This window comes from Pseudomonas sp. UBA6699, assembly GCF_002454615.1.
GTDB lineage: Bacteria > Pseudomonadota > Gammaproteobacteria > Pseudomonadales > Pseudomonadaceae > Aquipseudomonas > Aquipseudomonas juntendi.
In genome coordinates this window covers 9517-20720 of the sequence record NZ_DKJF01000048.1, presented here as the reverse complement: position 1 = coordinate 20720, position 11204 = coordinate 9517, and the positions used below count along the sequence as shown (strand labels likewise).

The following is an 11204-nucleotide window of genomic DNA, read 5'->3' as shown; positions in this document are numbered from 1 at the left end:
GCTTGCCAGCGATAGGGCCCGAACAGGCCATCTTCCCCTCAAATCAAAAGCCCAACAAATTCAAACCCTTGGCTAACCTCAGCGATTCCCGCTAGCATCCGCCCAATCATTTGCGCCAATAATAAGTTCAAACCCGCAGCGCCCAACCATCGAGGCCAGCATGTACATCTATCGTTTGGTCCTGCTTCTGGTCGTGGGGATCTACCTGTTCTCCCCGGCCATCATGGGCTGGTGGATCGAACCGACCGGAGCGTGGTACCGCCCGTACCTGCTCTGGCTGATCCTGATCGTCGTCACCTTCATCCTGCAGAGCCAACGAGATGCCGATGAGCTTTAGCCTGACCCAGATGATCCTGATCAGCGCCGGGTACCTCATGGTGCTGTTCGGCGTAGCCTGGGTCAGCGAGCGCGGGCTGATCCCGCGCGCCATCATTCGCCACCCGCTCACCTACACCCTGTCCCTGGGCGTATACGCCAGCGCCTGGGCGTTCTACGGGTCGGTGGGCCTGGCCTATCAGTACGGCTACGGCTTCCTTGCCTGTTACCTGGGGGTCTCCGGTGCATTCCTGCTGGCGCCAGTGCTGCTGTACCCGATCCTGAAGATCACCCGCACTTACCAGCTGTCGTCGCTGGCCGACCTGCTGGCGTTCCGCTTCCGCAGCACCTGGGCCGGCGCGTTGACCACCCTTATCATGCTGATTGGCGTACTGCCGTTACTGGCGTTGCAGATCCAGGCGGTGGCCGATTCGATCAGCATCCTTACCGGTGAGCCGGTCAAGGCCCGGGTGGCCTTCGCGTTCTGTGCGCTGATCATCCTGTTCACCATCTTCTTCGGCTCACGGCATATCGCCACGCGCGAAAAGCATGAAGGGCTGGTGTTCGCCATTGCCTTCGAGTCGGTGATCAAGCTGCTGGCACTGGGCGGCATCGGCCTGTACGCCCTGTATGGCGTGTTTGGCGGCCCGCACGAGCTGGAAGTGTGGCTGCTGCAGAACCAGACCGCCCTGGCTGCCCTGCACACCCCGTTGCAGGAAGGCCCGTGGCGCACCCTGCTGCTGGTGTTCTTCGCCTCGGCCATCGTCATGCCGCACATGTACCACATGGCCTTCACCGAAAACCTCAACCCACGCTCGCTGGTCAGCGCCAGTTGGGGCCTGCCGCTGTTCCTGCTGCTGATGAGCCTGGCCGTGCCGCTGGTACTCTGGGCCGGGCTGCGCCTGGGCGCCAGTACCAACCCCGAATACTTCACCCTGGGCCTGGGCATTGCCGCCAACAACCAGGCACTGGCCCTGCTGGCCTATATAGGCGGCCTGTCGGCGGCCAGTGGCCTGATCATCGTCACCACCCTGGCGCTGTCGGGCATGGCCCTCAACCACCTGGTGCTGCCGCTATACCAGCCCCCGGCCGAGGGCAACATCTACCGCTGGCTGAAATGGACCCGCCGCGCACTGATCGTCGCCATCATCACTGCTGGTTTCATGTTCTACCTGACCCAGAACAACCACCAGAGCCTGGCCAACCTGGGCATCGTGGCGTTCGTGGCCACGCTGCAGTTCCTGCCCGGCGTGCTGTCCGTGTTGTACTGGCCGACCGCCAACCGCCGCGGCTTCATCGCCGGGCTGCTGGCCGGCACGCTGGTGTGGATGGTGACCATGCTGCTGCCGCTGCTGGGCAATCTGCAAGGCTTCTATATCCCGCTGCTGGACATGATCTACGTGCTGGACGATACCAGCTGGCACATGGCGGCCATCGCCTCGCTGGCGGCCAACGTGCTGCTGTTCACCCTGATTTCGCTGTTCACCAACGCCAGCACCGAAGAGGTCAGCGCCGCAGAAGCCTGCGCGGTGGACAACGTGCGCCGCCCACAGCGCCGCGAACTGCACGCAGCCTCGCCCCAGGAATTCGCGACCCAACTGGCCAAGCCGCTGGGCGCCAAAGCCGCGCAAAAGGAAGTGGAGCAGGCCCTGCGCGACCTTTACCTGCCGTTCGACGAACGCAGGCCATACGCCTTGCGCCGCCTGCGTGACCGCATCGAGGCCAACCTGTCGGGCCTGATGGGCCCGAGCGTGGCTCAGGACATGGTCGAGACCTTCCTGCCGTACAAGTCCGGTAACGAGAACTACGTCACCGAGGACATCCACTTCATTGAAAGCCGCCTGGAAGACTACCACTCGCGCCTGACCGGCCTGGCCGCCGAGCTCGATGCCCTGCGCCGCTACCACCGCCAGACCTTGCAGGAGCTGCCCATGGGCGTCTGCTCGCTGGCCAAGGACCAGGAAATCCTCATGTGGAACAAGGCCATGGAAGAGCTCACCGGGATTGCCGCCAAGCACGTGGTCGGCTCGCGCCTGGTGACCATCGCCGAGCCCTGGCGCGGGCTGCTGCAGGGCTTCATCAACGTGCCCGACGAGCACCTGCACAAACAACGCCTGGCTCTGGATGGCCAGCCACGTTGGCTGAACCTGCACAAGGCGGCCATCGATGAACCACTGGCCCCCGGTAACAGCGGCCTGGTACTGCTGGTCGAGGACCTGACCGAAACCCAGGCCCTGGAAGACAAGCTGGTGCATTCCGAGCGCCTGGCCAGCATCGGCCGGCTGGCCGCCGGCGTGGCCCACGAAATCGGCAACCCGATCACCGGCATCGCCTGCCTGGCGCAGAACCTGCGCGAGGAGCGTGAAGGCGACGGCGAAATCACCGAGCTGTCCAGCCAGATCCTCGACCAGACCAAACGCGTGTCACGCATCGTCCAGTCGTTGATGAGTTTTGCCCATGCCGGTGGCAGCCACCAGAACAGCGAGGAACCGGTGTGCCTGGCCGAAGTGGCGCAGGACGCCATTGGTCTGCTGGCGTTGAACCGGCGTAATTTCGAAGTACAGTTCTTCAACCTCTGCGACCCCGACCATTGGGTAGAAGGCGACCCGCAGCGCCTGGCCCAGGTGCTGATCAACCTGCTTTCCAACGCCCGCGACGCCTCGCCGCCCGGCAGCGCAGTGCGCGTGCGCAGCGAGGTGAGCGAGCACACCGTCGACCTGATCGTCGAGGACGAGGGCAGCGGCATCCCGAAGAACATCCAGGACCGTCTGTTCGAGCCGTTCTTCACCACCAAGGACCCCGGCGAGGGAACCGGACTGGGCCTCGCTCTGGTCTATTCCATCGTGGAAGAGCATTATGGGCAAATCACCATCGACAGCCCGGCCGACATCGAACGGCAACGTGGCACCCGGATCCGCGTGACCCTGCCCCGGCATGTCGTAGCGACGTCCCCTGAAATTCGAGACCGTCGAGAGAATTGAATCAATGCCGCACATTCTGATCGTCGAAGACGAAACCATCATCCGCTCGGCCTTGCGTCGTCTGCTCGAGCGGAACCAGTACCAGGTCAGCGAAGCCGGCTCGGTGCAGGAAGCCCAGGAACGCTTCAGCATTGCCACTTTCGACCTGATCGTCAGTGACCTGCGCCTGCCAGGTGCACCCGGCACCGAGCTGATCAAGCTCGGCCAAGGCACCCCGGTGCTGATCATGACCAGCTACGCCAGCCTGCGCTCAGCCGTGGACTCGATGAAGATGGGCGCGGTGGACTACATCGCCAAGCCCTTCGATCACGACGAAATGCTGCAAGCGGTGGCCCGCATCCTGCGCGACCGGCAGAACGCCCCGGCTGCAGCACCGGCTGCCGAGCCCCGCGCCACCACCGGCAAGGCAGCCCCTGCCGACAAAGCGGCCCCGGCAGCGGCCAATGGCGACATCGGTATCATCGGCTCGTGCCCGCCCATGCAGGACATGTACAGCAAGATCCGCAAGGTGGCCCCTACCGATTCCAATGTGCTGATCCAGGGCGAATCGGGTACCGGTAAAGAGCTGGTGGCGCGCGCCCTGCACAACCTGTCGCGGCGCGCCAAGGCGCCGATGATTTCGGTGAACTGCGCGGCCATCCCCGAAACCCTGATCGAGTCCGAGCTGTTCGGCCACGAGAAAGGCGCGTTCACCGGCGCCAGTGCCGGCCGTGCGGGCCTGGTGGAGGCCGCCGACGGTGGTACGTTGTTCCTCGATGAAATCGGCGAATTGCCCCTGGAAGCCCAAGCCCGCCTGCTGCGCGTGCTGCAGGAAGGGGAAATTCGCCGGGTCGGTTCGGTGCAGTCGCAAAAGGTCGATGTGCGCCTGATCGCCGCGACCCACCGCGACCTGAAGAACCTGGCCAAGGCCGGCCAGTTCCGCGAAGACTTGTACTACCGCCTGCACGTGATCGCCCTGAAGCTGCCCGCGCTGCGCGAGCGCGGCAGCGACGTCAATGAAATCGCCAGTGCCTTCCTGGCTCGCCAGAGTGCGCGCATCGGCCGGGATGACCTGCACTTCTCTGCCGAAGCCGAACAGGCCATTCGTCACTACAGCTGGCCGGGCAACGTACGTGAGCTGGAAAACGCCGTGGAGCGCGCGGTCATTCTCAGCGAGAGCGCAGAAATTTCTGCCGACCTGCTGGGTATCGACATCGAGCTGAGCGACCTGGAAGAAGACGATATTCTCGACAACGCCCTGGCGGTGGCCAGCGCGGCCAGTGCCAGCCACGAGCCGACCGAGGACTTGTCGCTGGAAGACTACTTCCAGCACTTCGTGCTCGAGCACCAGGACCACATGACCGAGACCGAACTGGCCCGCAAACTCGGCGTCAGCCGCAAGTGCCTGTGGGAACGCCGCCAACGCCTGGGCATTCCGCGGCGCAAGAGCAACGCCACCAGCGATAACTGACCTGCTTGGGTGGGAGGTTCCTCCTGCCCCTTCTCTACCAGCCTCACCGGCCTGTTCGCGGGCTTGCCCGCTCCCACAAGCACAGCGCAACCTGGCAGCCACAGTGATCCTGTGGGAGCGGGCAAGCCTGCGAAACGGCCAGCCACCACACCCCAGGTAACACATCTGCTGCCGCAAAAATCTGTTACCCACCCTCTGCGCCGTAACAGTCACCGAGGCGTACGGTAACGAAATTTCCACATTTCGGGCCTACCACAAACCTGCAGAATCCACCAACCCCTTGATTTTACTGGCTTTTCAAAAGTTGGCACGGCACCTGCTATATCTCTGGTACAAGAACAATAACAAGCACTGCAACTCATAATAAGAACAAGACGAAACGGCTCACGCACAATAAAAACAAGACGGCGGAGGCGCAGCTAACTGATTCTTTTGGAGAGGATGCGTGTTTGGGGCTTGCCCCACGACCAGGCAGAGAACAACAAAAACTGCACTAAAAAGCAGCGCCTGAACTGGTTGGATCAACAGATCAACGTGACATCAGCGGCCAAAGCAATCCGTTTGCTCTTTACCCCCAGTTTGGGGGTCGTCCACAAGCTTCAGGCTTTGTGGGCAGGGCACTCAACAAAAACAAAAAGCCCGGCAAAAAAATAATAAGAGCACGCAACGACACTTCTTGGGGAGCTTAGGCTCCCCTTGTCGTTTCTGCGATTCCCGCAGGCTTCCTGCTACCCGCCTACACCATTCCCTGAGTAAATGCTAGAATCCCCGCCCATCATGCGGCCATTCTCCTATTCTTGGCCGAACATTCCTTCAAACAGTGCATCCCATGCTGAAGAAGCTGTTCCAGTCGTTCCGCCCGCCCGTACCGGGCCAGCACCACAGGCGCACCACGCCTGAGGTGATCAACAAGAGCCAGCACTCGTTGCAGCGCCACCAGTTCAGCCGCCACGCGGTGAACATTGTCGAGCGCTTGCAGGCTGCCGGTTACCAGGCCTACCTGGTCGGTGGCTGCGTCCGCGACCTGATGCTGGGCATTACGCCGAAAGACTTCGACGTTGCCACCAGCGCTACCCCTGAACAGGTCCGTGCCGAGTTCCGTAATGCGCGCATCATTGGCCGCCGCTTCAAGCTGGTCCATGTGCATTTCGGCCGTGAAATCATCGAAGTCGCTACCTTCCGTGCCCCGCATACGGAAGATGACCAGAATGACAGCCACCGTTCGTCGCATAACGCCAGTGGTCGCATCCTGCGTGACAACGTATACGGCACCCTGGAAGAAGACGCGCAGCGCCGCGACTTCACCATCAACGCCCTGTACTACGACCCGGTCAGCGAGCGCATTCTCGATTACGCCAACGGCGTGCACGATGTTCGCAACCGCCTGCTGCGGCTGATCGGCGACCCGACGCACCGCTACCAGGAAGACCCCGTGCGCATGCTGCGCGCAGTGCGCTTCGCGGCCAAGCTGGACTTCGGTATCGAGAAGCACACCTTCAAGCCGATCCGCGAACTGGCCCCACTGCTGCGCGAAATCCCGCCAGCGCGCCTGTTCGAAGAGAGCCTGAAGCTGTTCCTCTCGGGCCAAGGTGCCATCGCCTTTGAAATGCTGGTCGACCTGGAGCTATTCGAGCCGCTGTTCCCGGCCAGTGCGCACGCGCTGGAAGAGCGCCCGACCTATACCCACACGCTCATCAGCCAGGCACTGAACAACACCGACCTACGGGTGAAGCAGGGCAAACCGGTAACGCCGGCGTTCCTGTTCGCCGCGCTGCTGTGGCCTGCCCTGCCAGCCCGCGTGCTGCATTTGCAGAGCCAGGGCGTACCCCCGATTCCGGCCATGAATGGCGCAGCCCACGACCTGATCGCCGAGCAATGCGCCCGCATCGCCATCCCCAAGCGCTTCACCCTGCCAATCCGGGAAATCTGGGACATGCAGGAGCGCCTGCCACGGCGCAGCGGCAAGCGCGCCGACATGCTGCTGGACAACCCGCGCTTCCGTGCCGGTTACGATTTCCTGCTGCTGCGTGAAAGCGCGGGCGAAGAAACCGACGACCTGGGGCAATGGTGGACCGATTACCAGGACGCCAACGACAGCGAGCGCCGCGAGATGATCCGCGACCTGGGCAACCGTGACGAAGGCAGCACTGCCGGCCCGCGTAAACGCAAGCGCAGCGGCAGCAAACGCAAGCGCGCTGGCGACGAGGCATTCGAGTGACGACGCGCGCCTACGTCGGCCTGGGCAGCAACCTGGCTGCACCGGCCGAGCAGTTGCGCAGCGCGTTGCAGGCGCTGGACCAGGTCGCGGCCACGCGCCTGGTAGCAGCCTCTGCCTTTTACACCAGCGATTCGCTGTTGCCCGGGCAGCCACGCTATACCAACGCCGTCGCGGCGCTGGATACCCAGCTCGCACCGCTGGCCTTGCTCGATGCCCTGCAAGCCATCGAGAACGACCAGGGCCGGGTGCGCGCGGAGCGCTGGGGCCCACGCACGCTGGACCTGGACATCCTGCTGTTCGGCGACCAGGTGCTCGACGAGCCCCGCTTGAAGGTGCCGCATTACCATATGCATGCCCGCCCCTTCGTACTGTACCCGCTGGCCGAGCTGGTACCGGGCGATTTCCGCCTGGCCGATGGCCGCGCCCTTGCGCAGCTGCTTGAGGCTTGCCCATTCATCGGCCTGGAGCGCTTGTAAACCGGGTGCTCCAGCCCGTTGCACCGACCGGGTAACGCCAGTAACACCCTGATCGTAACAATGCGGTAACAGGGTGATTGACTTCCCCCACCTCGCTCACGACTATAGGCGTCCCGTGTGGCAACTGACTGCCGCATACCCGTATTTAGGCCCGGACGGACCTGTGCCCGAACATCACGCGCGATGATGTGCCGCTCCGGAAGATGACTACACGCGTTGAATGCAGTCGTTTTTTACAGCGCCTGAACGAGGAATTTCCTACATGCCTGAAGTAACCCTGACCACCCTGCATGGCCTCAAGGCCAAGGGTGAAAAAATCACCATGCTGACCTGCTACGACGCGACCTTCGCCAAAGTCGCCAGCCAGGCCGGTGTTGAAGTGTTGCTGGTGGGCGACTCGCTGGGGATGGTCCTGCAGGGCCACGACAGTACCTTGCCGGTCACCACGGCCGACATGGCCTACCATACCGCCAGCGTCAAACGTGGCAATGACGGCGCGCTGATCCTGGTAGACCTGCCATTCATGGCCCATGCAACCCCGGAACAGGCGTTTGCCAACAGCGCCACGCTGATGCAGGCAGGCGCCCACATGATCAAGATCGAAGGTGCCGCCTGGCTGGCAGAAACCATTCGCCTGCTGGCTGAGCGTGGCGTACCGGTGTGTGCGCACCTGGGCCTGACCCCGCAGACCGTCAACGTACTGGGCGGCTATAAAGTGCAAGGCCGCCAGGAAGCCCAGGCCCGGCAGATGCGCGCTGATGCCATTGCCCTGGAACAGGCCGGTGCAGCCATGCTGCTGCTGGAGTGCGTACCCAGCGAACTGGCCGCGGAAATCACCAACGCGGTCGGTATTCCGGTGATCGGCATCGGCGCCGGCAGTGCCACCGATGGCCAGGTGCTGGTGCTGCACGACATGCTTGGCCTGTCGCTGAGCGGCCGGGTGCCCAAGTTCGTGAAGAACTTCATGCAGGGCCAACCGGATATCCACAGCGCCCTCGTCGCTTACGTCGAGGCCGTCAAGCAAGTCAGTTTCCCAGGCAGCGAACACGGGTTCAGTGCATGAATACAGTCAAGACCGTCCGCGAACTGCGCGCAGCAGTAGCCCGTGCCCGCGGTGAGGGCAAGCGCATCGGTTTCGTGCCGACCATGGGCAACCTGCACAGTGGCCACGCGGCCCTGGTCACCAAGGCCGCGCAGCGTGCCGATTTCGTGGTCGCCAGCATCTTCGTCAACCCGCTGCAGTTCGGTGCCAACGAAGACCTGGACAGCTACCCGCGTACCTTGGCCGCCGACCAGGAGCGCCTGCTGCAGGCCGGCTGCAACCTTTTGTTCGCACCCAGCGTGGCAGAGATGTACCCCGACGGCATGAGCGTGCAAACCCGGGTCAGTGTTCCTCAGCTTTCCGAAGGCTTGTGCGGCGCCAGCCGGCCAGGGCATTTCGAAGGTGTGGCCACCGTGGTCACCAAGCTGTTCAACATGGTCCAGCCAGACCTTGCGGTGTTCGGTGAAAAGGACTTCCAGCAACTGGCAGTGATCCGCGCCATGGTCCGCGACCTGAACATGCCGATCCAGATCATTGGCGAGCCTACCGTGCGGGCCGACGATGGCCTGGCGCTGTCTTCGCGTAATGGTTACCTCACGCCCGAGCAGCGGGCCACCGCGCCCGCGCTGTACCGTACGCTGCAGCATATCGCTTCGGCCATTGGCCGCGGGCAGCGGGACTTTGCCGCGCTGGTTACCGAAGGGCAGGCGCAGCTGGCTGCCGCGGGTTTGCGTCCAGATTACCTGGAAGTGCGCCATGCCGTGAGCCTGCGCCCGGCAGTGATCGATGATCGCGACCTTGTGGTGATTGCGGCGGCTTACCTGGGTAACACCCGGTTGATCGACAATCTGTATCTGCACGTGGAAGAGAAAACCGCATAAAGGCCTTGGGGGCTGTTTGCAGCCCCCTCAAAATCCCCGTCCCACAGCCATTCCCAGCGCGTGACCTTTGCCTATAATGATGCAGCCTGAACCCGGCAATGACTGCCGTGTCAAAGGCCTCACCACGCATTAAGGGAACCCCGCGCAATGGCGTATTACCGTACACCCCACGATGTGACGGCGCTGCCCGCCTGGCAGGCGCTTCAGCAACACCGCGACGCCATGCAGAGCTTCAGCATGCGCGACGCCTTCGCCGCCGATGCCCAACGCTTCGACCAGTTTTCCCTTAGCGCTTGCGGCCTGTTCCTCGACTACTCGAAAAACCTGATCACCGAGCAAACCCGCGATCTGTTGGTCAACCTGGCCAATGAAGTGGGCCTGCAGGACGCTATCAAGTCGATGTTCAGTGGCGAAATCATCAACACCTCCGAAGGCCGCCCGGTGCTGCACACCGCATTGCGCCGGCCGGTTGGCGACAAACTCAGCGTCAACGGCGTGAACGTCATGCCGGAAGTACACAAGGTACTCAACCAGATCACCGAACTGGTTGGCCGCATCCATGATGGCCTGTGGCGTGGCTACAGCGAAAAGCCGATCACCGACGTGGTCAACATCGGTATCGGCGGCTCGTTCCTCGGCCCGGAGCTTGTTTCCGAAGCCCTGCTGCCCTACGCGCAGCGCGGTGTACGCTGCCACTACCTGGCCAACATCGACGGCAGCGAGTTCCACGAACTGTCGGCCAAGCTGCGCGCCGAAACGACCCTGTTCATTGTTTCGTCGAAGTCGTTCAACACCCTCGAAACCCTGAAAAACGCCATGGCCGCGCGTACCTGGTACCTGGCCCAGGGCGGTTCGGAGGCCGAGCTGTACCGCCACTTCATTGCGGTTTCCAGCAACAAGGCTGCCGCGGTGGCCTTCGGTATCCGCGAAGAGAACATCTTCCCGATGTGGGACTGGGTCGGGGGGCGCTACTCGCTGTGGTCGGCCATCGGCCTGCCGATCGCCCTGGCCATCGGCATGGCCAACTTCAAGGAGCTGTTGTCCGGCGCCTACACCATGGACCAGCATTTCCAGACCGCGCCGTTCGACAAGAACATGCCGGTACTGCTGGCCCTGCTGGGCGTGTGGTACGGCAACTTCTGGGGCGCCAGCAGCCATGCGATCCTGCCGTACGACCACTACCTGCGCAACATCACCAAGCACCTGCAGCAGCTGGACATGGAGTCCAACGGCAAGAGCGTGCTGCAGGACGGCACCCCGGTCAAAACCGAAACCGGCCCGGTAATCTGGGGTGGCGTCGGCTGTAATGGCCAGCACGCCTACCATCAGTTGCTGCACCAAGGCACCCAGCTGATTCCGGCCGACTTCATCGTGCCGGTCGTGAGCTTCAACCCGGTCGCCGACCATCACCAGTGGCTGTACGCGAACTGCCTGTCGCAAAGCCAGGCCCTGATGCTGGGTAAAACCCGCGAAGAAGCCGAAGCCGAACTGCGTGGCAAAGGGCTGAACGAAGCAGACATCGAAAAGCTGGCCCCGCACAAGGTGATCCCGGGCAACCGCCCGAGCAACACCCTGGTGGTAGAACGCATCAGCCCACGCCGTTTGGGGGCGCTGGTGGCCATGTATGAACACAAGGTGTTCGTGCAAAGCGTGGTCTGGGGCATCAACGCCTTCGACCAGTGGGGCGTGGAGTTGGGCAAGGAGCTGGGCAAGGGCGTGTACCAGCGCCTGGTCGGCAGCCTGGACGACAGCGCCGAAGATGGTTCGACCCAAGGCCTGATCAACTACTTCCGCGGCCGTCATCGCGGGTGATCTCAGGCCTGTGCCGGCCTCTTCGCGGG

8 protein-coding genes are annotated in these 11204 nt (G+C 62.9%); all 8 read left to right on the top strand.

Translation table 11 applies throughout. The annotated features are described in order from the left end of the window. The first annotated feature begins 160 nt into the window (after positions 1 to 160). The 8 genes from B3361_RS09350 to pgi all read left to right on the top strand — a co-directional run bounded on the left by B3361_RS09350 (position 161) and on the right by pgi (position 11175). On the top strand, positions 161 to 337 hold the full coding sequence (locus B3361_RS09350; RefSeq protein WP_286920186.1) for a hypothetical protein: 177 nt from the start codon (positions 161 to 163) through the stop codon (positions 335 to 337). Next, positions 321 to 3296: a sensor histidine kinase gene (locus tag B3361_RS09345; protein WP_029886588.1), complete on the top strand. Its 2976-nt coding sequence runs from the start codon at positions 321 to 323 to the stop codon at positions 3294 to 3296. Before B3361_RS09350 ends, B3361_RS09345 begins: the two co-directional genes overlap by 17 nt. A gap of 4 nt (positions 3297 to 3300) precedes the next feature. Further along, positions 3301 to 4746: a sigma-54-dependent transcriptional regulator gene (locus tag B3361_RS09340; RefSeq protein WP_054904430.1), complete on the top strand. Its 1446-nt coding sequence runs from the start codon at positions 3301 to 3303 to the stop codon at positions 4744 to 4746. An 829-nt stretch (positions 4747 to 5575) separates the two neighbouring features. Further along, positions 5576 to 6964 (top strand): polynucleotide adenylyltransferase PcnB, encoded by a 1389-nt coding sequence (locus B3361_RS09335; protein WP_009685365.1) that lies wholly within the window; start codon positions 5576 to 5578, stop codon positions 6962 to 6964. Further along, positions 6961 to 7440 (top strand): 2-amino-4-hydroxy-6-hydroxymethyldihydropteridine diphosphokinase, encoded by a 480-nt coding sequence (folK, locus tag B3361_RS09330; protein WP_009685364.1) that lies wholly within the window; start codon positions 6961 to 6963, stop codon positions 7438 to 7440. The genes B3361_RS09335 and folK overlap by 4 nt, the downstream gene beginning before the upstream one ends. A gap of 262 nt (positions 7441 to 7702) precedes the next feature. Beyond that, positions 7703 to 8503, top strand: a complete 801-nt coding sequence (gene panB, locus B3361_RS09325) for a 3-methyl-2-oxobutanoate hydroxymethyltransferase (RefSeq protein WP_009685363.1) — start codon at positions 7703 to 7705, stop codon at positions 8501 to 8503. Then, positions 8500 to 9363: a pantoate--beta-alanine ligase gene (gene panC / locus B3361_RS09320; RefSeq protein ID WP_054904429.1), complete on the top strand. Its 864-nt coding sequence runs from the start codon at positions 8500 to 8502 to the stop codon at positions 9361 to 9363. Before panB ends, panC begins: the two co-directional genes overlap by 4 nt. Before the next feature lie 147 nt (positions 9364 to 9510). Then, the gene (gene pgi / locus B3361_RS09315) at positions 9511 to 11175 is read left to right on the top strand and encodes a glucose-6-phosphate isomerase (protein WP_009685361.1); all 1665 of its coding nucleotides are present in this window, start codon (positions 9511 to 9513) and stop codon (positions 11173 to 11175) included. The last annotated feature ends 29 nt before the right edge of the window (positions 11176 to 11204 follow it).